General features: G+C 71.4%; 20 protein-coding genes. 10 read left to right on the top strand and 10 right to left on the bottom strand.

Features of this window, described 5'->3' with window-relative positions; translation table 11 throughout:
• Positions 1-101: 101 nt before the first annotated feature.
• From ACIQTP_RS20430 to ACIQTP_RS20440, 3 genes are all read left to right on the top strand, one after another.
• The gene (locus ACIQTP_RS20430; RefSeq protein ID WP_403401597.1) at positions 102-1,790 is read left to right on the top strand and encodes an alkaline phosphatase D family protein; all 1,689 of its coding nucleotides are present in this window, start codon (positions 102-104) and stop codon (positions 1,788-1,790) included.
• A gap of 257 nt (positions 1,791-2,047) precedes the next feature.
• The gene (locus ACIQTP_RS20435; RefSeq protein WP_403401537.1) at positions 2,048-4,006 is read left to right on the top strand and encodes an FAD/NAD(P)-binding protein; all 1,959 of its coding nucleotides are present in this window, start codon (positions 2,048-2,050) and stop codon (positions 4,004-4,006) included.
• Between the two features lie 84 nt (positions 4,007-4,090).
• The gene (locus tag ACIQTP_RS20440; RefSeq protein ID WP_402036756.1) at positions 4,091-4,546 is read left to right on the top strand and encodes a DoxX family protein; all 456 of its coding nucleotides are present in this window, start codon (positions 4,091-4,093) and stop codon (positions 4,544-4,546) included.
• Positions 4,547-4,641: 95 nt separating this feature from the next.
• On the opposite strand, the gene ACIQTP_RS20445 is transcribed toward ACIQTP_RS20440, so the two are convergent.
• The gene (locus ACIQTP_RS20445; protein WP_403401539.1) at positions 4,642-5,178 is read right to left on the bottom strand and encodes a superoxide dismutase family protein; all 537 of its coding nucleotides are present in this window, start codon (positions 5,176-5,178) and stop codon (positions 4,642-4,644) included.
• Positions 5,179-5,379: 201 nt separating this feature from the next.
• Here ACIQTP_RS20445 and ACIQTP_RS20450 point away from each other — a divergent pair, with 201 nt between their 5' ends.
• The gene (locus tag ACIQTP_RS20450) at positions 5,380-6,015 is read left to right on the top strand and encodes a DedA family protein (protein WP_403401541.1); all 636 of its coding nucleotides are present in this window, start codon (positions 5,380-5,382) and stop codon (positions 6,013-6,015) included.
• A gap of 51 nt (positions 6,016-6,066) precedes the next feature.
• On the opposite strand, the gene ACIQTP_RS20455 is transcribed toward ACIQTP_RS20450, so the two are convergent.
• Positions 6,067-6,300, bottom strand: a complete 234-nt coding sequence (locus ACIQTP_RS20455; RefSeq protein ID WP_402036751.1) for a DUF2277 domain-containing protein — start codon at positions 6,298-6,300, stop codon at positions 6,067-6,069.
• 78 nt (positions 6,301-6,378) lie between these two features.
• On the opposite strand from ACIQTP_RS20455, the gene ACIQTP_RS20460 reads away from it, so the two are divergent.
• Together ACIQTP_RS20460 and ACIQTP_RS20465 are read left to right on the top strand one after the other, a co-directional pair.
• A complete protein-coding gene (locus ACIQTP_RS20460) occupies positions 6,379-7,155 on the top strand; it encodes an MBL fold metallo-hydrolase (protein ID WP_403401543.1) in 777 nt (258 codons plus the stop codon).
• 62 nt (positions 7,156-7,217) lie between these two features.
• Positions 7,218-8,165 (top strand): ketopantoate reductase family protein, encoded by a 948-nt coding sequence (locus ACIQTP_RS20465; RefSeq protein ID WP_403401545.1) that lies wholly within the window; start codon positions 7,218-7,220, stop codon positions 8,163-8,165.
• A gap of 29 nt (positions 8,166-8,194) precedes the next feature.
• Here ACIQTP_RS20465 and ACIQTP_RS20470 read toward each other — a convergent pair whose 3' ends face one another.
• From ACIQTP_RS20470 to ACIQTP_RS20480, 3 genes are read right to left on the bottom strand one after another with little or no spacing between them, the layout of a single operon-like run.
• On the bottom strand, positions 8,195-8,785 hold the full coding sequence (locus ACIQTP_RS20470) for a hydrolase (RefSeq protein WP_403401546.1): 591 nt from the start codon (positions 8,783-8,785) through the stop codon (positions 8,195-8,197).
• Positions 8,786-8,787: 2 nt separating this feature from the next.
• Entirely contained in the window at positions 8,788-10,200 is a 1,413-nt protein-coding gene (locus ACIQTP_RS20475) for an MFS transporter (RefSeq protein WP_403401548.1), read from the bottom strand.
• Positions 10,200-10,676, bottom strand: coding sequence for a MarR family winged helix-turn-helix transcriptional regulator (locus ACIQTP_RS20480; protein ID WP_403401549.1), 477 nt, complete (start codon positions 10,674-10,676; stop codon positions 10,200-10,202). The genes ACIQTP_RS20475 and ACIQTP_RS20480 overlap by 1 nt, the downstream gene beginning before the upstream one ends.
• A 205-nt stretch (positions 10,677-10,881) precedes the next feature.
• On the opposite strand from ACIQTP_RS20480, the gene ACIQTP_RS20485 reads away from it, so the two are divergent.
• Complete coding sequence (locus ACIQTP_RS20485) at positions 10,882-11,223, top strand: hypothetical protein (protein WP_403401551.1); 342 nt, start codon at positions 10,882-10,884, stop codon at positions 11,221-11,223.
• A gap of 449 nt (positions 11,224-11,672) precedes the next feature.
• Entirely contained in the window at positions 11,673-12,350 is a 678-nt protein-coding gene (locus ACIQTP_RS20490) for a GAP family protein (RefSeq protein WP_403401553.1), read from the top strand.
• A gap of 73 nt (positions 12,351-12,423) precedes the next feature.
• Here the strand turns inward: ACIQTP_RS20490 and ACIQTP_RS20495 are convergent, their stop codons facing one another.
• The 3 genes from ACIQTP_RS20495 to ACIQTP_RS20505 form a co-directional block, all read right to left on the bottom strand.
• Positions 12,424-12,603 (bottom strand): hypothetical protein, encoded by a 180-nt coding sequence (locus ACIQTP_RS20495; RefSeq protein WP_402036734.1) that lies wholly within the window; start codon positions 12,601-12,603, stop codon positions 12,424-12,426.
• Between the two features lie 41 nt (positions 12,604-12,644).
• The gene (locus ACIQTP_RS20500; RefSeq protein ID WP_403401554.1) at positions 12,645-16,085 is read right to left on the bottom strand and encodes a tetratricopeptide repeat protein; all 3,441 of its coding nucleotides are present in this window, start codon (positions 16,083-16,085) and stop codon (positions 12,645-12,647) included.
• A gap of 233 nt (positions 16,086-16,318) precedes the next feature.
• A complete protein-coding gene (locus tag ACIQTP_RS20505) occupies positions 16,319-16,936 on the bottom strand; it encodes a TetR/AcrR family transcriptional regulator (protein ID WP_403401556.1) in 618 nt (205 codons plus the stop codon).
• Positions 16,937-17,023: 87 nt separating this feature from the next.
• Between ACIQTP_RS20505 and ACIQTP_RS20510 the strand changes: the two genes are divergently transcribed.
• Positions 17,024-17,797 carry an SDR family oxidoreductase gene (locus ACIQTP_RS20510; protein ID WP_403401558.1) on the top strand — a complete coding sequence of 258 codons (774 nt, stop codon included), beginning with the start codon at positions 17,024-17,026 and terminating at the stop codon, positions 17,795-17,797.
• A gap of 224 nt (positions 17,798-18,021) precedes the next feature.
• Here the strand turns inward: ACIQTP_RS20510 and ACIQTP_RS20515 are convergent, their stop codons facing one another.
• On the bottom strand, positions 18,022-18,279 hold the full coding sequence (locus ACIQTP_RS20515; RefSeq protein WP_403401560.1) for a winged helix-turn-helix domain-containing protein: 258 nt from the start codon (positions 18,277-18,279) through the stop codon (positions 18,022-18,024).
• A gap of 363 nt (positions 18,280-18,642) precedes the next feature.
• Between ACIQTP_RS20515 and ACIQTP_RS20520 the strand changes: the two genes are divergently transcribed.
• Positions 18,643-18,831 (top strand): hypothetical protein, encoded by a 189-nt coding sequence (locus tag ACIQTP_RS20520; protein WP_403401562.1) that lies wholly within the window; start codon positions 18,643-18,645, stop codon positions 18,829-18,831.
• Between the two features lie 395 nt (positions 18,832-19,226).
• On the opposite strand, the gene ACIQTP_RS20525 is transcribed toward ACIQTP_RS20520, so the two are convergent.
• Positions 19,227-19,418 carry a hypothetical protein gene (locus tag ACIQTP_RS20525; protein ID WP_403401564.1) on the bottom strand — a complete coding sequence of 64 codons (192 nt, stop codon included), beginning with the start codon at positions 19,416-19,418 and terminating at the stop codon, positions 19,227-19,229.
• Positions 19,419-19,629 lie beyond the last annotated feature (211 nt).

A 19,629-nucleotide genomic window follows, 5' to 3' on the forward strand; every position in this document is an offset into this window, starting at 1 on the left:
ACCGGTCCCCTCCCCCCACGGAAACCGGCGCAGTTCCCGGAACCTCCCCGCTCATCTCCGTCGTTCCGTACCGTACGGGGCGACGGAGAGGGGTGATCACCTTGGCGGAGCTGCGCCTGGGACCACTGTTGAGGTACGTCGACGGCTCGTCCGCGACCTTCTGGGTCGAGGCGAGCCGTCCGTGCACCGCCGAGGTGCGCTGCGCCGACGGCGCCCGCGGCTCGGCCCGCACCTTCCAAGTCGCCGGGCACCACTACGCGTTGGTACCGGTGAGCGGTCTGACCCCGGGCACGGACACCGCCTACGAGGTGCTGCTGGACGGCGTCGGCGTCTGGCCGCTGCCCGGCTCCCCCTTCCCGCCCTCGGTCGTCCGCACCCGCGGCGAGGCGGACGCCGTCCGTGTCACCTTCGGCTCCTGCCGCTGGGCCGCGCCGCCCGCGGACGAGAAGGACCCGGTCGGACCCGACGCGCTGGACACACTGGCGGCCCGTATCGCGGGCGAGCCCGAGAGCGAACGGCCGGACGTCCTGCTCCTGTTGGGCGACCAGGTGTACGCCGACGAGACCTCGAAGGCCACCCAGCGCTGGCTCGCCGCCCGCCGCAACCTCGCGGACCCCCCGGGCGACCAGGTCGCGGACTACGAGGAGTACACCCGCCTCTACTACGAATCCTGGCTCGACCCGGAAGTCCGCTGGCTGCTGTCCACCGTGCCCAGCTGCATGATCTTCGACGACCACGACGTCATCGACGACTGGAACACCAGCGCCTCCTGGCTCGCCGACATGCGGGCCACGGTGTGGTGGCGTGAGCGGCTGCTGAGCGGCCTGATGTCGTACTGGGTCCACCAGCACCTCGGCAACCTCTCACCGCGCGAACTCGCCGAGGACGCCCTGTACGCCGCCGTCCGCGAGACCCCCGACGGCACCGACGTGCTGAGCGCCTTCGCCGCCCAGTCCGACGCCGACCCGGCCTCCGTCCGCTGGAGCTACCGCCGCGACTTCGGCCGCGTACGGCTGCTGATGGTGGACACCCGGGCGGCCCGGGTGCTGGCAGAGGACCGGCGGGCGATGCTGGACGCGGGCGCGGAGCGGTGGCTGCGCGCGCAGGCGCTGGACGCGCCCGGCTCCTGCGACCACCTCCTGATCGGCACCTCACTGCCCTGGCTGCTCCCCCACCTCGTGCACGACGCCGAGGCATGGGACGCCGCCCTGTGCCGGGGTGAACGGGGCGCGCGCTGGGCCCGGTTCGGGGAGAAGCTGCGCCGCCGGGCCGACCTGGAGCACTGGGCGGCCTTCCCCGCGTCCTTCGCCGCGCTCGCGGAGCTGATCGCCGAGGCCGGTTCCGGGCCGGACGCCCCGGCGACGGTGTCCGTGCTGTCCGGAGACGTCCACCACGCCTACATCGCCGAGCCCCGATGGCCTTCCGGGACCCCTGGGACACCCGACTCCCGCCGCTCCCCCGACGCCCGCGTTCTCCAGCTGACCTGCTCCCCCGTCCACAACTCCATCCCCCTCTCCATACGGCTCGGCTTCCGCTTCGGGTGGAGCGCGGTCGGCCGGGCGATCGGGCGCCGGTTCGCCCGGCACGGCAAGTGCGACCGGCCGCCCGTCGACTGGCGCAAAACGGGCGGCCCTTGGTTCGGCAACCAGCTCATGACCCTGACCCTGCACGGGCGTTCGGCACGGTTGCGGCTGGAGCAGGCCCGGGCGGGAAAGGGCGGAGGCGCCGCCCGGCTGCGGACGGTGATGGAGTCAGACATCGGTTCGCGAACGCCCGAAACCGGTTCGTGAACCTCCGGGACCGGTTCGCGAACGCCCGAAACCGGTTCGTGAACCTCCTCGGTCGTCCACAACGCGCCTGTGAAGCAAGCGTGACAACCGTGCGAGGGGTGCGTGAGGGCCGCGCGAGATACCCGTGACGCATCCCACAGCCGACGGCGATCCTCCCGCCCGGGGCTCGGTTCGGGATCTCGCCGACGGCATGATGAGGCGGACCGTCCGCTTCCAAGGGGCCTTTCCGCGGCCCTCCCCGCAGGCGGTTCGCCGTCATGCGCCCTCCATGCCCGGGAGTCACACCTTTGTCTGCAGTGAGCGCCGCGCCCTCCGGGACCACACCTGCCGCCGATGTGTCCCTCGCCGTCGTCGGCGCGGGACCGCGGGGCACCAGCGTCCTTGAACGCCTGTGCGCCTCCGCGCCGGAGCTGCTCCCGCCCGGAGCACGGCTGACGGTCCACGTGGTAGACCCGTCGCCGCCCGGCCCCGGCCGCGTCTGGCGCACCGGGCAATCACCACATCTGCTGATGAACACCGTGGCCTCGCAGGTGACCCTCTTCACCGACGACAGCGTGGACTGCTCCGGCCCGGTCCGTCCCGGGCCGAGCCTGCACACCTGGGCGGCCGGCGAGCTGGGCCCGGACGACTACCCGACGCGCGCGCACTACGGCCGCTACCTGGAGTGGGTGTTCGCCGAGGTGGTGCGCGGGGCGCCGCCCGGAGTGCGCGTCGAGGTGCACCGGGCGCGCGCGATACGGCTCGACGACGACCCCGACGGCCGCCAGACCCTCACCCTCGACAACGGACGCGCGCTGCCCGGGCTGTCCGCGGTCGTCCTCGCCCAGGGCCACCTGCCCGCGGCCCCGGACCGCGCCCAACGCGACCTCACGGCGTACGCCGAGCGGCACGGCCTGCGCCACATCCCGCCCGCCAACCCGGCGGACGTCGACCTGTCCGCCCCCGCGCCCGGCGAACCCGTCCTGCTGCGCGGCCTCGGTCTCAACTTCTTCGACCACATGGCCCTGCTCACGACGGGCCGCGGCGGCCGCTTCACCCGCGCCTCCGAGGGCCTGCGCTACCTCCCCTCCGGCCGCGAGCCCCGCCTGTACGCGGGCTCGCGCCGCGGCATCCCCTACCAGGCCCGCGGCGACAACGCGAAGGGCCCCTACGGCCGCCATCTCCCCCTCGTCCTCACCGACGAGGTCATCGCCGGCTTCCGCAAGCGCGCCGACTCCGGTGAGGCGCCGGACTTCCTGGGCGAGATATGGCCGCTGATCGCGAAGGAGGTGGAGACCGTCTACTACGAGGGTGTGCGCGCCGGGCGGTGGGAGCGTCCGAGGCTGCTGGAGTTCAGGGACCGTTTCCTCGCCGCCCCGCACCGGAGCCCTCAAGAGGCCCGTGTCCTCGACGAGTTCGGCATCCCGGAGGGCGAGCGCTGGTGCTGGGACCGCGTTTCGCGTCCGTACGCCGGCCGCGACTTCGCCACGCCCGGCGCCTGGCGCTCCTGGCTGCTAGCGCATCTGCGTGAGGACGCCGAGCAGGCCGCGCTCGGGAACGTCGACGGCCCCCTGAAGGCCGCCCTGGACGTGCTGCGCGACCTGCGCAACGAGGTGCGGCGGATCGTGGACCACGGGGGCCTGCCGGGCGGCTCGCGGCGTGCACACCTGGACCGCTGGTACACGCCGCTCAACGCCTTCCTCTCCATCGGGCCGCCCCGCCGCCGCGTCGAGGAGATGGCCGCGCTGATCGAGGCGGGCGTCCTGGACGTCCTGGGACCCCGGCTGGAGGTGCGGGCCGAGGACGGGGCGTGGGTCGCGCACTCCCCCGACGTGCCGGGTTCGACCGTGCGCGCGACGACGCTGATAGAGGCGCGGCTGCCGGAACCGGACCTCAGGCGGACGGGCGACGAACTGCTCACCCGGCTGCTGAGGACGGGCGGGTGCCGCCCGCACACGAGCGACGGTTACGAAACCGGAGGGCTGGACGTAACACCGCGCCCCTACCGTCTGATTGACCGTCAAGGTCGTCCGCACGCACGGCGGTTCGCCTTCGGGGTGCCCACGGAGGGCGTGCACTGGGTGACGGCGGCCGGGGCCCGGCCGGGTGTGGATTCGGTCACGCTTTCGGACGCCGACGCGGTGGCGCGGGCCGCGCTACGTGCGGCGACAGCCGAAACGGAAGCCCAAGTGGAATCCGGACCATGGCTAAATGTTGAACTTGCAAGCATTGATTAGGTGCACCTAACGTTGGTGACTCACTCGGTTCCGCCCCCAGGATCCGGTTCCCCACAGACCGGACCAGACCGAAGGAGTCCCCACATGACCGACCGCCTCAACAGCGCTCAGCCGTACGCCATCGGCCTGTTCCGCATCGTCATAGGCCTGCTCTTCGCCGTGCACGGCGCCGCCTCGCTCTTCGGTGTCCTCGGCGGCGCGGCCGGCACCGACGGCGGCTCCATCCCGTCCGGCACCTGGCCGGGCTGGTACGCGGCCGTGATCCAGCTCGTCGGCGGCTCCCTGGTGCTGCTGGGCCTCGGCACCCGCGGCGCGGCGTTCATCGCGTCGGGCTCGATGGCGTACGCGTACTTCGACGTGCACCAGTCGGTGGCCCTGTGGCCGATCCAGAACGGCGGCGAGCTCTCCGTGCTGTTCTGCTGGACCATGCTGCTGCTGGTCTTCACCGGCTCCGGCGCGCTCGGCCTCGACCGGCTCCTCGCCGGGCGCACGGCCGCGTCCCGTGCGGACGAGCGGGCCTCGGAGCCCGTCGCGGCCTGACCCGGCCACCACCCGGCCCGGCGCCCACCTCCCACACCCGGAGGTGGGCGCCGTCCCGTACCGCGCTCTCTCGGACGGCCCCGTACCGCCCCCGCTCAGGCCGTCCCGGCGACCCATCCGAACGGGACGGTGAAGCACGCCACCCGCGCACCTCCCGCGCCCGGCCCGTCGTAGAGCACCACCGAACCGGCACCGCCCGGCCTGAAGCCCCAGTCGTGCCGGGTCCTCGCGTCACCCTTCCCGTTCTCGTCGGCGGTGAAGTCCAGCCACACCTCGTTGTCCGGGTCGGCGTGAGCCGAGTCCTCCCGGTGCTGGTAGATCCCGCCCGCCGCGGCCGGATCCGCGGCGCAGGGCTTCTGGTGCACCCGCGCCCCGAACGCGTGGCCCGCCTTCACCCCGGTCACCCGCAGCCGTACGGTCGTGGCGCCCCGCTCATCCATCAGCTGGCTCACCTCGATCCCGCCGGCCGCCGGAACGACCTGCATGTCGTAGGTCAGTGCCGCCGACGGCACGAAGGCGCCGGGCGGCGCGAACCGCGCGTCCGTCGTCATCCAGTAGCCGTCCGCACCCGCGCCGCCGCCCACCGTCAGTACGGCCGACGCCAGGGCGCCGGCGATCATCCCTGCCACCATCGCTGTCCCACTCCTCCGTCACTCGTCCCCGCCCTGACTTCGCCCCTCCCTTACTCGCTCCCGCCGTGAGGAGCACATGAACCCCCAGTGACCCTCCTGTCACACCCGCCGCGTACGCTGTATGGCTGTCATAGGCCGCCTGCCGCTCCCCCGCGACGTAGCGGCGAGGTCGTGCCAACGGGGGAGTACAGGGGAGTTTCGGTGTTGGAGAGTGTGGGGCCGCTGACGGGCAGCCCATGGATCTACGCGGCGGTGGCCGTCTCGGTCCTGCTGGACGTCTTCCTGCCGGTCCTGCCGAGCGGCGTCCTCGTCGTCACGGCGGCCACGGCAGCGGCGGCGGGCTCCGCGGGGGCCGCCGTCGGGCAAGCGGTGCCCAACATCATGGCGCTCACCCTCTCCGCGGCCACCGCCTCGGTCCTCGGTGACCTGGTGGCCTACCGGCTGGCCTGGCGCGGCGGCGAACGCCTGGACCGGGCCATAGCCCGCTCGCGCCGGCTGTCCAGCGCGCAGGAACGTCTCGGCTCGGTCCTCGCGCGCGGCGGCGGCGCCAGGGGCGCGCTGGTCGTCCTCGCCCGCTTCGCGCCCGCCGGACGCTCGGTCGTCTCACTCGGCGCGGGCGCGGCCCACCGCCGGGTCCGCGAGTTCCTGCCGTGGTCGATCGTGGCGGGCCTGGCCTGGGCCGCCTACAGCGTCGCCCTCGGCTACTTCGGCGGCCAGTGGCTGGGCGCGAGCTGGTTTGCGACCGGGGTGTCGTTCCTGGCGCTGGTCGGCGCGGGGGCGGGCGCGGCCTACCTGATGCGCCGTCCCGTACTTCAGGAGTCGGGCACCGGCGTCTGACCCACGAACCCGCGAACCCGCGAACCGGCGTACCTGCGGACGCGCGGGGTGCTATCCGGCGCGCTGGGGCTGAGCGGCCCCGCGTACCTCCAGGCCGTCCAGCAGTTCGGCGGTGGCGGCGGCGACCGCCTCGACCGCGCGGTCGAACACCTCACGGTTGTGGGCGGCCGGGGCGCGGAATCCGGACACCTTGCGGACGTACTGGAGGGCGGCGGCGCGGATCTCCTCCTCGGTGGCCTCTTCGGGGAGCACGGGCGGGCGGAGTGTCTTGATGCTGCGGCACATGCGTCCAGTCTCGCGCGTACGCCGCGGTCATGGGACCCGGTCGGGAATACGACCCCCGGGTCACCCATTGTGCAGAGCATGACCACTGTGGAGATCACGTACGTCGGCGGGCCCACCGCGGTCGTCGAACTCGGCGGAATCCGGCTGCTCACCGACCCGACCTTCGACGCGCCCGGCGAGTACCCCATCGGTACGCGGAAGCTGGTGAAGACGGCCGGACCCGCGCTCAGCGGCTCGCGGATCGGCACGGTGGACGCCGTACTGCTCTCGCACGACCAGCACCCGGACAACCTCGACAGGTCCGGGCGGACATACCTCTCCGGTGCGCCCCTGACGCTGTCCACGGCAGCGGCGTACGACCGGCTCGGCGCGCCCGTGCGGGCGCTGCCCGCCTGGGAGCACGTCGACCTGCCGCGCCCGGACGGCGGCGGCGCGCTCCGGGTGACCGCCGTGCCCGCACTGCACGGTCCCGAGGGCTCGGAGCCGGTCGTCGGCGAGGTGACCGGATTCGTGCTCTCGGGCGAGGGGCTGCCGAAGGTGTACGTCAGTGGGGACAACGCCTCGCTGGACGTGGTCGCCGAGATCGCCGGGCGGGAGGGGCCCTTCGACGTGGCCGTGCTGTTCGCGGGCGCGGCCCGCACCCCGCTCGTGCCGGACGCCCCGCTGACCCTGACGAGCGAGGCCGCCGCGCGGGCCGCCGGGATCCTGGGCGCCCGGCACGTCGTACCGCTGCACTTCGAGCACTGGGGCCACTTCACGCAGGACGGCGCCACGCTGACGAAGGCCTTCGCGCAGGCCGGACTGACCGACCGGCTGCACCTGTTGGAGCCCGGGGGGGCGGTCCGGCTGCCGTAGCGGGATGATCTACGTCGAGGCGGCCACCTTCCGGGGCCGACCGACGAGAGGATCGAACAGCCATGACCAAGGACCAGTCGAAGGAACAGGCTGAGGAACGGTCGACCGTGGCGGTACTGGGCCCGGGCGGTGTCGGCGGACTGCTGGCTGCGCTGGTGGCCCGGGCCGGACACCGGGTGATCTGTCTGGCCGGGGACGAGACGGCGCGGGCGCTGCGCGCGGACGGCATCCGCGTCCGCAGCGGCCGGTTCGGGGACTTCACGGCGGCCGTGGAGGCCGACACCGAACTGCGCGAACCGGTCGACGCCTGCCTGATCGCGGTCAAGCACACGGCGCTGGACGCGGCCCTGGACCGGGTACGGCCGGAGGTGCTCGGCGACGGTCTGCTGGTCCCGTTCCTGAACGGGGTCGAACACCCGGCGGCCCTGCGCGCCCGCTACGGCGCCGCCCGTGTAGCCCCCGCCGTCATCCGTGTCGAGTCGACCCGGACCGCCCCCGGGGTGATCGAACACGGCAGCCCCTTCGCCGAGATCGACCTGACCGGCGAGAGCGTGCCGCGCGTCCGACTGGACGCGCTCGCCGGGGTGTTGGCGGCGGCCGGCCCCACCGTCCACGTGATGGACGACGAAGCGGCGACGCTGTGGGCGAAGATGTCGTTCCTCGCGCCGTTCGCGCTGCTGACGACCCGTTACGGGGTTCCGCTCGGCGAGGTCCGTACGCGCCACCGCGAGGAGTTGACGGCTCTGGTGGCGGAGACGGCCGCCGTCGGCCGGGCGTGCGGCGCCCCGGCGGACCCGGCCGTGGCCCTCGCCCGCTACGACGCCTTCCCGCCGGACGCCAAGTCCTCCATGCAGCGCGACGCCGAGGCGGGCCGTCCGCTCGAACTGGACGCGATCGGCGGCGCGTTGCTGCGGGCCGCGGACCGGCACGGGGTGGCCGTGCCGGTGGCGCGGGGGCTGGTGAGGCAGCTGGAAGAGCTGGGGCAGCTGGAGGACAACCACCGCGGCTGACCCGGACTACGGCTCACTCAGGCAGCGGCTCAGCCGTGGGTCTTGGCCAGCACTTCCAGGATCTCGTCCGTCGTGCCCGTCTCACCGAGACGCGGGAAGATCCGCTCGACGCTGTTGCGGTGGGTCTCGGCGTCGAGGTCGGACATCGCGTCGGTGGCCAGGGTGACGTGGTAGCCGTGCTCGTGGGCGGCGCGGGCGCTGGACTCGACGCCGATGCTGGTGGCGATGCCGACCAGCACGATCTGGGTGATCCCGCGGCGGCGCAGCTGCAGGTCGAGGTCGGTGCCGTAGAACGCGCCCCAGTTCCGCTTGGTGACGACGATGTCCTCCGGGTGACCGGCGAACTCGTCGACGAGGACGTCCCAGCCCTCCGGCCAGACACGGGGGGCGCGGGCGGGGCCGTCGATGCGCCCGGGCACGCCGTCCGCGCCGTCGGCGGCGGCGGTGACCCGGACGAGGACGACGGGAAGGCTCTGCTCGCGGAACGCGTCCGCGAGCCGGGCCGCCCGCTCCACGACCTCGGCGGCCGGGTACGGGGCGAGGCCGGGGTTTCCGACGATGCCGTTCTGCAGGTCGATGACGACGAGCGCGGTGTTCGGGTCGAGCGTGGTGGCAGCCATGATCAGGCCTTTCGGGGGGTGGAAGGCGCGAGGGTGCGCAGGGATCGGTCGAGCAGGGTCACCGCCAGGAGCAGCGCGGCTCCGGCGAGCATGAAGAGGGCCAGGTGGTGCAGGCCCCCGGTGTCGGCGCCATGGGGGAAGACGGCCGCGTCGGCGGCGGAGGCGACCATCGCGCCGAGGTACATGAAGGTGCGCAGGAGTCCGGCCGCGGAGCCCATGCGGGCGGGGTCGGCCTGCCGGTAGAGGGCGTTCTGGTTGGCGAGGCCGTTGAGGCCCTGCGGGATGCCCATGACGATCCCGACGGCGCCGAGCAGCCAGATCGCACTGCCGGAGTTCAGGCCCAACAGCGCGGCACACGCGGTGATCTGAACCAGACTGCCCACGACGAGCTTGCCGCGGATCGCCTCGCGGCGCCCGGTGACGGCGGAGACGGCCAGCGCGCTGAGCGACAGCGGCAGCAGTACGAGTCCGGCGGTGGCGGCGGACAGCTGCCGCCCCTCCTCCAGCCACTGTGTGAAGCCGTACAGGAACGCGTACGCCGTCGTGAAGCTGAGGAATTGACGCAGGAAGGTCGCCAGCATGGGGAGGTTGCCGCCGAGCACCCGCAGATCGATGAACGGCTCCGCTACGCGGACTTCCCGCAGGGCGAAGCCTGTTGCCGCGCAGACGGCGAGCACGAGCAGCCACCAGTGGTCGGCCCGCGGTTGCATCAGGAAGAACATGAGGGCGGCGAGCAGGCCGGCGAACAGCGCCATGCCGAGCGGATCGACGCTCCGCCTCTCGCGCTGCCCGCCCGGGCTCTTCGGCAGCCGCAGCGCACCAAGGACCAGACAGGCCCCCGACAGCGGCACGTTGACGAGGAAGATGGTGCGCCAGCCGCCCAGGCCGATCAGCAGTCCGCCCAGGGTGGGGCCGACGACGGAGACGGTCTGGGCGGAGACGGCGAGCGCGGTCAGCACTCCGGCCGGGCTGTCCCGCCCGGTGCGCTCGGCCTCGCTGCGGGTGAGGCTCATCGAGGCGGGGTACGCGGCGGAGGTGCCGAATCCGAGCAGCACCCGGGCGGCGACCAGCGCGCCGAGGCTCGGAGCGAGGGCGCCGAGCAGCCCGGCGATCCCCACGATCGCCGTTCCGATGAGATAGAGACGGCGAGGTCCGTACGTGTCCACGAGCCGTCCGATGACGGGCTGCCCCACGGCGGTGGCCAGGTAGAGCCCCGTGACCAGCCAGGCCGTCTGCGCGGGCGGCGCCCCGAGCGCGGCCCCGATCGGCACCAACGCCACCGCGATCATGGCGGAGTTGATCGGGTTCAGTACGGATCCGAGGACCATCGGGGCGATCAGCCGCCGGTCGAAGGAGTCCGCGGGGCGGGGGCGCGAGGGCCGGTCGGAGCGGGCGAGTCCGGATATCTTGGGCATCACGGCCGGGTGAGCCGGTCCAGTACGGCCATGGCCTCGATGACGGTCTGCCGCTCGGCCTCCGTGCAGCGGTCCTCGAAGGCACGGGCCAGCCACTCCGCACGGGCCTGCCGGGTGCCCTCGATGCGCTCGCGCCCCGCGTCGGTGAGCGTGACGAGCTGCCGCCGGCCGTCCCCGGGATCGGGATTGCGCTCGATCAGCCCGTACTGGTCGAGCGCGGCGAGCGTGGCGGCCATCGACTGCGGGCGCACCCCCTCGGCGGCCGCCAGTCCACTGGCCGTCGCGGCGCCGCTCTTGCTCACCAGCGTGAGCGCGGACACCTGGGAGGGCGTGAGGTCCTGCGCCTCCCCCTCCGTCTCGGCCACTTCCCGGATCCGCCGCCGCAGCCGGTTGAACGCGACCCGCAGATCCCGCGCGGCGCGGGCGGCGGACCCGGAGACGCCGTCGCCCCCTTCGGTGCCCCTGCTGTCGTCCATGCCCCCACGCTAAAACCTTCAGTCCAGGCTGTCCAGTCCAAACTGCACAGTCCGGACTGAGCAGCGCGGGGCGACGGGACGACCGGCCAGGAACGGTTCCCTGGCCGCCGCGACAGGCAGCCGTCCGTCGTGGACGCCCCACCCGTTCGCGTGAAGTCCCCGAAGGAACTCGCCCCTCAAATTCGAACAGGCGTACCATTGCCGCGTGGCTGCGACCTATGACTTCCCGAGTGACCTCCTGGCGGGCCAGGAGGAGCTTCATCAGGTCCGGGCGGAGCTCCTGGCCCTGCTCAAGAGGCTCCCCTGGTCCGTGGAGCCCCTGGACGGCTTCAGCGACGACAAGGGCTGGCGCAAGGTGGAACGCCCCGCCTCCCCCGGCTGGACACCCGACGAACAGGCCGAGGTCGAGAAGCTCCGCCGACGCGAACGAGAACTCGCCGTCTTCGTCACCTGCCACCGCTTCTGGTCTCAGGTCGCCCCACCGGACACGGTGGACGCCCGCGCGAAGCTGAAGCACGCCCACGAAGGCCCGCCACGAACGTCGTAAAACCGTGTCACTCCGGGTACGAGGGAGCCCCGCGCGGCACCAATGAGTCACCGGCGTTGACGCTCGGCTCGACGCGATCGACGCGCCGGAGACCCACTGTCCGGGCGTGGGCCCGCACGAGGTGCACCAGCCGCGGGCAAGCGCATGATGTCGCCCAGGGCGCTCCCGAGGACAGATCCGGAAAGGCGCAGGAAGATGGAGTGGGGCGCGCCGAGTTCGTCGTCGCGTCCTCGGGCTGCCGCTTCCGCGTGGCCACGGGGCAGCCGACCGCGCTACCACCCGTTGCTGCGCCCAGGCGCCGTCCCCCTCCCCCTCCCCCGCCGACCCGCCGTCCGGGGCACGCATGCCCCGGGCATCCCCACGGTTGCCCGCGCAGGCTGTCGGGTCACCCACGTACCACCAAGCCTTGCTCAACTGGATCGCCGCCCTGATCCCCTCTGGAGGCAACCATGGGCAAAGTCCTCGGTGACGTACTGGGTCTTGCGGCCGCCGTCGCGATCAGCCCGCTCCCGATCATCGCCATCATCCTCATCCTCGCGACGCCGAGAGGACGTCTCAACGGCCCCCTCTTCGCCGTCGGCTGGATCGTGGGGCTCTCGGCACTGGGCGCGGTGATGCTGGCGATCGCTTCGCCCGCGGACGCGTCCGCCCACAATCACCCGGCCACCTGGGTGGGAGCCCTCAAGCTCGCTCTGGGCGTGCTCCTCGTCCTCTTCGGCGCCCGGCTGTGGCACCGGCGACCGAAGGATCCCTCACAAGCCCAGCTGCCGAAGTGGATGGGCGCGATCGACCGCCTCACGCCGGTCAAGGTCTTCGGACTCGGGCTGGCCCTGGCCGCGCTCAACGCCAAGAACGCCCCGCTGACCATCGCCGCGGCCGCCTCCATCGGCTCAGCCGGACTGCCGGTCGGGCAGCAGATCGCATCGCTGGCGATCTTCGTCCTGATCGCCACCCTCGGCCTTCTGGCCCCGCTGGCGGTCTTCCTGCTCGGTGGCGAGCGAGCGAAGACCACGCTGGGCAACTGGAAGGACTGGGCAGCGCGGCACAACGTCGCCGTGATGGCGGTCCTGTTCTTCGTCCTCGGGCTGAAACTGCTCGGAGACGGCGTCTCCATCCTCACCTCCTGACCGAAGGCTTCCGGCGAAGGCCGGCTCCCTCTCGCCTTCGGGCGGAAGGGGCCCGTTATCTTCGTGTCGGGGGTCAGGCGGCTGCGACGATCTCGGCTCGCACGGCGGCCGCCCACTGGACGAGCAGTACCTCGTAGTGGGCGCGTTCGGCCGCCGACAGCGTGCCGCCGGCGCGCAGCCACAGGCCGCGGATCTGCTCGTTCAGCTCGGCGGCAGACCGCGCGGAACCAGGGCTCGCGGGGTCGGTGGTCATGAGAAAAGAGTACGGTTCGCCACTGACAACGAGGGTTCGCGTCAGTGAGCCCCTGGAGGACGTTGCTGGTCGGGGGCGGTTGCTGGGGTTGCGGTACTTGGTTGCTTCACGGCTTGGGCGGCACGGTGCGCGGTGGCGAGGTTGTTGCGGCAGGCCAGGGTGGCGGGGTGATCCTCGCCCAGCACCCGCACGCAGTCGACGACGACCTGCTCGAAGAGAGGGATCGCCCCGCCCAGATCCCCCGCCGCGTAGTAGGCACCGGCGAGGTTGCCGCGGCAGGCCAGGGTGGCGGGGTGATCCTCGCCCAGCACCCGCACGCAGTCGACGACGACCTGCTCGAAGAGCGCAATCGCCCGGCCCAGATCCCCCGCCGCGTGGTAGGCAGTTGCGAGGTTGTTGCGGCAGGCCAGGGTGCCAGGGTGATCCTCGCCCAGCACCCGCACGCAGTCGACAAGGATCTGCTCGAAGAGAGGGATCGCCCGGCCCAGATCCCCCGCCGCGTGGTAAGCGCTGGCGAGGCTGTTGCGGCAGGGCAGAGTGGCGGGGTGATCCTCGCCCAGCACCCGCACGCGTTCGGCAAGGTCCTGCTCGAAGAGCGGAATCGCCCGATCCAGATCCCCCGCCGCGTAGTAGGCACCGGCGAGGTTGCTGCGCGAGCCCAGGGTGCCGGGGTGATCCTCGCCCAGCACCCGCACGCGGTCGGCAAGGTCCTGCTCGAAGAGCGGAATCGCCCGATCCAGACCTCCCGCTGTCTGGTAGGCGCCGGCGAGGTTGTTGCGGGAGACCAGGGTGTCGGGGTGATCCTCGCCCAGCACCCGCACGCGGTGGGCAAGGGTCTGCTCGAAGAGAGGGATCGCCCGGCCCAGATCCCCGGCCGCTTGGTAAGCGCCGGCAAGGTTGTTGCGGGAGACCAGCGTGTTCGGGTGATCCTCGCCCAGCACCCGCACTCGGTCGGCAAGGTCCTGCTCGAAGAGGGGGATCGCCCGGTCCAGATCTTTCGCCGCTTTGTAGGCGGTGGCGAGGTTGTTGCGGGAGACCAGCGTGTCGGGATGGTCCTCGCCCAGCACCCGCACGCGGTCGGCAAGGGTCTGCTCGTGGAGCGGAATCGCCCGGCCCAGATCCCCCGCCTCCTGGTAGGCGGTGGCGAGGTTGTTGCGGGAGATCAGGCTGTCGGGATGGTCCTCGCCCAGCACCCGCACGCGGTCGGCAAGGGTCTGCTCGTGGAGCGGAATCGCCTGCCCCAGATCCCCCGCTTCTTGGTAGGCGGTGGCGAGGTTGTTGCGGGAGATCAGGGTGTCGGGATGGTCCTCGCCCAGCACCCGCACGCGGTCGGCAAGGGTCTGCTTTTGGAGCGCGATCGCCCGGCCCAGGTCCCCCGCCTCCTGGTAGGCGCCCGCGAGGCTGTTGCGGGAGGCCAGGGTGCGACGGTCGTCGTCGCCCAGCACGCGCCCGGCGCTGATGAGGTTCTGTTCGAAGAGGGAGATCGCCCGGCCCAGATCTCCCGCCGCGTGGTAGGTGTTGGCGAGGTTGTTGCGGGAGGCCAGGGTGCCGGGGTGGTCGTCACCCAGTATCCGTGCACGGTCGGCAAGGTTCTGTTCGAAAAGCGGAATCGCCCGGCCCAGATCCCCGGCCGCGTAGTAGGCGCTGGCGAGGTTGTCGCGGGACGTCAGGGTGTCGGGGTGGTCTGGACCGGAGTTGGTGGCCCACGCTTCGGTGAGGCGCTGGTAGCTGTGTGCGGCGCTGACCGGTTGCCCGCTTTCGAAGTCGTAGCGGGCGACGGCGTCCAGCAGGGCGAGGCTGTGGACTGTGTCGAGGTCTTCGACGAGGAGGCGGGCGTGCGGGGCGATGCCGGCCAAGTCCAGCCTGCCGGGAGTGTAGACGGGCCGCATGAGATGCGCGGTGCCCGTGACAGCGGCCGTGCGTAGGGCGGGCCTGAGGTCCGCGGTGTCGGGTTGCAGGGTGAGGGTGCGGCTGACCAGCGCGTGAACGAACCAGCTCGGGGGCTCGGTGCCTGTCTGGCGGATGAGTGACCTCCGCTGGGCCGCGGACAGGGCCACGCGGTTGGCGCCGCGTACAGCCTGTTCCGGTTCCTGGTAGAGGCTGGCGCTGACGGCGGTCAGAAGCTGTTCCGGCAGGGGCGCGGGGGCGAGGGTGGCCGCGATCCGCAGCAGGGTCAGAGCTTTGTCGTCGAGGTGTTGCAGGCTGCGGGTGAAGGTGGCGGCGATGTCGTTGGTGTGGTCGGTGGGGACCTGCATGAACAGGTCGTCGACCAGTTGCTGGAAGGTGTCGCCGTGCTGGGTGTCGGCGAGCTGACCGAGGAGTTCGGTGTAGGTGAGGCTGGGCTGGTCGGCGAGGCAGCCGCGGGCGAGGTCGATGGCCAGCGCGTGAAATCCCAGACGTTGCGCCAGCGTGCGCGCGGCGGCTTCCTCCGCTGGGCCGGCCGGGACGCGGCCGGTCGTGAGCAGGTGATACGCCTCATCCTGGTGAAGGACGTCCACGTCGACGGTGGGGATCTGATAGCCGCGCCAGCGGGTGGACATGACGGTATGGCCGAGAGGGTGCGGCGCGGCGAGCTCGCGTACCAGGTCCAGCGGGAGCTGGCCGGGGAGGTCGTCGACGATCCACAGGCAGGGCTTGCCGGTCTGCTCGATATGACGCCGGGCGGCCTCGCGGGTCTGCGCCGGCTCAGACTGAGCGTTGTCGAGGGCGAGTGCTGAGGCGATCTGCTGATAGTGCTGGGCGCGGACCTCCTTGTGCAGGCTCTCGGTATTGGGTGCGTCCGGGGTGTGGCTGGCGGCTGCGGTGAACCAGTAGATGCCGCCGGGGTAGAAGGAGGCGAAGCGGCGTGCGTACTGCTCGACCAGCAGGGTCTTGCCCACGCCCCCCAAGCCGATGACGACTGCCTGGCCGGCGGCGGCCTCATCCTGGGTGGCGGGATATTCGAACGCGTGGAGGGCATGGTGCAGCTGCCAGAACTCGTTCACCCGCCCGATGAAACGTTCGGAGCCCAAATGCTCCAGCGGACGCCAGACGGGCCGCCGCGCCTCGATCGCATCCCCCAGACATCCCGGAGAAGTGGTGACGCGCTCGACGACGCGCTCTACGAGTCTTGCCACGGAACCGGACCCGGTGGCCACGCAGTAGCGGGCGTCGCGCAGCTGCACGGGCTGAATGTGGTCAGGTCCGGGCTCTGGGTTGATGACCAGGACACGCTCGCTAGCCCGGCCCAACGCACCAGCGGCGCGAAAGGCGGTGAGAAGTTCCCACTGACAGGCCGGACGTTTGGGATAGGCGCCCGAATAGTAGGCCACGAACAACCGCGCCCCCGCCAGAGCACCGCGAATCTTCTGGGTGATGCCATCGAACTCGTCGATCCCGGACTCGTCCAGGAACACGCTCACCCCTGCGCCTCGCAGCGCCTCGACCAAAGGCAGCACGGCATCGCGGTCCGCTCGGGGATAACTGAAGAACACCTCGTCCATACCGGCCTGCCCCGGAACGAGATTGCCGTGACCCGTCACACGCATACCCCCCGTGATCCCATACACACCGCTTGGAGCTCGTCACACAGCGGCACGCCCAGGCTAGCCAGCCGAGCCCCATAGAGAAGGGGAACGGACAGACTGCCCGTCGTGAGGTCGTTCCGCGTTGCCGAGATCGTGATCTTGCTGTTCAGTGTGGCCGGGCAGGCGAGATGGCAGGTCGGCGCGTGGGATCAGTGTCGTGCCGCGGGCCATGCGGCCAGGGCCAGTTCGGCGGTTTCGGTCAGCTCGGCCGCCGCAGCCCCGTCGCGGGCGCGCTGCGACATGCCCTGGATGACCATGGCGAAGTACGCCGCCAGCGCACGGGGGTTGGCCGCGTCGGATAGCTCGCCGGCCTGTTGCGCCCTGCGTAGGCGGGCTTCGAAGACGTCCAGGTTCTCGTTGCGTAGGTTGCGCAGGAATGCCTCCACCTCGGCGTCTTGCGGGGAGACGTTGGTGGCTGCGCTGATCGTCAGGCATCCGGCCGGGTGAGCGGGGTCGGGATAGATGACCGCCGCCTCACGCAGGATGCGGGTGAACGCGGCGCGGGCGGTGGGTTCCTCCTCAAGGGCAACGCCCATGAAGGCGCCCACGGGTGAGCGCCCATAGCTGTGCACCACTTCCTTGAACAGAGACTTCTTGTCCCCGAAGGCCGCATACAGGCTGCCGGGCCTGATGCCCATCGCCTCGGTCAGCTCGCCGATGGAGGTGGCCCCGTAGCCGCGTTCCCAGAACAGACAGGTGGCCGCGGTCAGTGCCGCGGCGCGGTCGAACGCCCTCGGCCGCCCTCGCTTCGCGCGTGTCTCAGTCACTCCTCCATTTTAGAGCGCTCGCTCAAGAAGGCATGCTACGTTGTTTGTTTAGCGATCGTTCAATAAAGCGAGGAGTGGCCAACAGCTATGGGAACACGGACACTTGAGGGGAAGATCGCACTGGTCACCGGCGGCAGCCGCGGCATAGGCCGGGCCGTAGCGCAACGTCTCGGCCGGGACGGCGCCACCGTCGCCGTCGCCTACGCCCGCGACGAGACAGCGGCGAACGAGGTCGTTGAACGCATCCGCAAGGACGGCGGCCGGGCCTTCGCCGTGCACGCGGAGCTGGGGCGGCACCGTGACGCGGCCTCCCTGTGGGCGGCTTTCGACTCCCATGCCGCCGAATACACCCCCGGCGGAGCCGTCGACATCATCGTCAACAACGCCGGTATCGGCCGCAGCTCTGATCTGGCGTCGCTGACCGAGGACGCCTTCGACGAGGTCTTCGCCGTGAACGTCCGCGCACCGTTCTTCATCGTGCAGCAAGGGCTGGAGCGGCTGCGCGACGGAGGGCGGATCATCAACATCTCCAGCGGCGCGGCCCGCCTCGCCATGCCGGAGATCATCGCCTACGGCGCCACCAAGGGCGCGCTCGACACCTTCACCCTCAACCTCGCCAAGGAACTGGGGCCCCGAGGCATTACCGCGAACTCGGTGGCACCCGGCGTCATCGACACGGACGTCAACGCAAGCTGGCTACGCGGCAATCCGCAGGCCGAAGCCCACGCGGCGTCCTTGGCCGCGCTGGGCCGGGTCGGGCAGCCGAAAGACGTGGCTGACATCGTGGCCTTCCTCGCTTCCGACGACGCGCGCTGGGTGACCGGCCGGGTGATCGACGCGACGGGCGGTTCCGGGCTGTGAGCCTCTCTCCTTGAGACCGCGCGGTGATCTCCCGCCCGAAGGGCCCCACCGGCAGGATGCGCTTGAGGACGTGACGGGCCGGGCGGCGGGCCGGTTCGCACGGGTCGAATCCCGCCGTCGGGCGTAGTCGGTCTCGGTGAAGCCCTTGCGGCGGCCCTTGGCGGGACCGCGGTCGAGGTGGATGCGGTAGGTCAGCCGGGGCCGCCGGCCGGGCTTGGTGCAGATCAGCGCCGCCATGGGGACGCGTTTGGTGCCCTGGGCGGTGACCCGCACGACCGGTGTGTGGCCCCGGTGGCCCAGGTGCGGCCTTTGGGCGGCCTCAGGCCCTGGCCGGCTTCGTCCTCGAAGCAGAGCCAGGCGGCGATCTTCGCCTCGTTGCGCTCGGCGGCCTTGCGGGAGGGCACCTGCTCGCTCCAGCCGATGCGGTGCAGCAGTGGGGCCAGCCCGGCCAAGGTGTACTCGGCGCCGAACCGGCGGCGCACGATCTCGGCGATCCGGGCCGGCGTCCAGCACTGGTCACTCCAGCCGGAGGCTCACTGGCCCCGGCCTCGATCAGATCAGCGGCTTCGAACCGCACTCGCTCACGCCGAGGCCGCTCCTCGGCCGTCAGCCCACCGTCATCGGGATACCTCACTTCCCGGCATAGCGCATCCCACGGGAGCCGTCACGGCCCGACGTAACCCGCACCGTTAGAGATCTCCTAGGGCCTGTCTGACGGGTCGCGTCACCGACCCCGCACCCGACAGCAATGTCACCCGAATGGCGCAACATGGCGTGCCACCCATTTGGGTGAAGGTCAAGCTGACTAGTGCCCCAATCGAGGCAATCCATGAAAGGGAAACCAAATGCGCATTCGACGAATCCTCGCCGCCGTCATCGCAACGGCAGCCCTCGCCGGACTCGGCCTCACAGGCGCCGCCACCGCCACCGCCGCCAGCCTCACCCCGGGTGAGTGCCAGCAGGGCGGCGGAACAGTCAATTGGGCGAACAACACATGCAGGGGCGGTATGTACGACGGGCAGATGGTCGACTAGACCCCACTGGGCGCCCCGCAGCCACGCGCCGCGGGGCGCTCGCGCGCGAGCGTAGCCGGGAAAGTCGCAGGGACCGTGCCGACCCGTCGGGCACGCTGGGTCCGAGTCGGCCCGGAAGCACGTGGCGGGTGGGAACTCCTCATCTCGGCCGCCAGCTCGCGGCTCGTCATGATGAGCGAACGGACGGACTGGCGCTCGCCTTCGAGGACGCGCTCGCCCATGACGAGCGCCTGTTCCAAGTCGCCCTCCCGCGCGCCCCGCCGGGACCCTTGGAGGCCAAAGCCTGCCGACCGCTCGAAGCCAACGCACGCCGCCATCGGGATACCTCACTTCCAGGCAGAGCGCATCCCACGGGAGCCGTCACGACCCGACGTAACCCGCACCGTTAAAGATCTCTACTCGTCGAGCCATGGGCCTCGGGTGATTTGTTTGTGAAGTAGCTCGTCGAGGCAGCTCACGTGGGCCCAAACGAACTGTGAGCTCTGTTCTCCGGCCCGCGTGATCGTCAATGTGACGCCATCGCCGGAGTGGCCGACATCGGTGGTTTCCATACAGAACGCGCAGCTCACTGGCTCCTTGATGTTCATCTGCTGAATGTAGCCCGCGGTGTGCGCAGAGGGGTCGGGCCCCAGGGGCCAGCCCGCGCTCGCGCGGGCACTTGATGAAGTAGGGAAAGTTCTACCGCGCCCTTGGCGATCAGCAGTGTCCGATCCCGGGTGATGCTTGACAGTTCGGTCCCAGCTGATGGTTGACAGTGGCCGTGATCGGGTTTTCTGTGCGCGTCGTTGCGGCGCGTGT

The organism is Streptomyces sp. NPDC090798 (assembly GCF_044768965.1).
Classification (GTDB): domain Bacteria; phylum Actinomycetota; class Actinomycetes; order Streptomycetales; family Streptomycetaceae; genus Streptomyces.

Excerpts from the sequence above, each read along its gene's own strand:
- ACIQTP_RS20480 (WP_403401549.1), bottom strand. The coding sequence starts at position 10,676 with ATGGACGACAGCAGGGGCACCGAAGGGGGCGACGGCGTCTCCGGGTCC.
- ACIQTP_RS20445 (WP_403401539.1), bottom strand. The coding sequence starts at position 5,178 with ATGGTGGCAGGGATGATCGCCGGCGCCCTGGCGTCGGCCGTACTGACG.
- ACIQTP_RS20470 (WP_403401546.1), bottom strand. The coding sequence starts at position 8,785 with ATGGCTGCCACCACGCTCGACCCGAACACCGCGCTCGTCGTCATCGAC.
- ACIQTP_RS20520 (WP_403401562.1), top strand. The coding sequence starts at position 18,643 with ATGCGCATTCGACGAATCCTCGCCGCCGTCATCGCAACGGCAGCCCTC.
- ACIQTP_RS20495 (WP_402036734.1), bottom strand. The coding sequence starts at position 12,603 with ATGACCACCGACCCCGCGAGCCCTGGTTCCGCGCGGTCTGCCGCCGAG.
- ACIQTP_RS20475 (WP_403401548.1), bottom strand. The coding sequence starts at position 10,200 with ATGCCCAAGATATCCGGACTCGCCCGCTCCGACCGGCCCTCGCGCCCC.
- ACIQTP_RS20500 (WP_403401554.1), bottom strand. The coding sequence starts at position 16,085 with ATGGACGAGGTGTTCTTCAGTTATCCCCGAGCGGACCGCGATGCCGTG.
- ACIQTP_RS20465 (WP_403401545.1), top strand. The coding sequence starts at position 7,218 with ATGACCAAGGACCAGTCGAAGGAACAGGCTGAGGAACGGTCGACCGTG.
- ACIQTP_RS20460 (WP_403401543.1), top strand. The coding sequence starts at position 6,379 with ATGACCACTGTGGAGATCACGTACGTCGGCGGGCCCACCGCGGTCGTC.
- ACIQTP_RS20510 (WP_403401558.1), top strand. The coding sequence starts at position 17,024 with ATGGGAACACGGACACTTGAGGGGAAGATCGCACTGGTCACCGGCGGC.
- ACIQTP_RS20435 (WP_403401537.1), top strand. The coding sequence starts at position 2,048 with ATGCGCCCTCCATGCCCGGGAGTCACACCTTTGTCTGCAGTGAGCGCC.
- ACIQTP_RS20455 (WP_402036751.1), bottom strand. The coding sequence starts at position 6,300 with ATGTGCCGCAGCATCAAGACACTCCGCCCGCCCGTGCTCCCCGAAGAG.
- ACIQTP_RS20490 (WP_403401553.1), top strand. The coding sequence starts at position 11,673 with ATGGGCAAAGTCCTCGGTGACGTACTGGGTCTTGCGGCCGCCGTCGCG.
- ACIQTP_RS20440 (WP_402036756.1), top strand. The coding sequence starts at position 4,091 with ATGACCGACCGCCTCAACAGCGCTCAGCCGTACGCCATCGGCCTGTTC.
- ACIQTP_RS20525 (WP_403401564.1), bottom strand. The coding sequence starts at position 19,418 with ATGAACATCAAGGAGCCAGTGAGCTGCGCGTTCTGTATGGAAACCACC.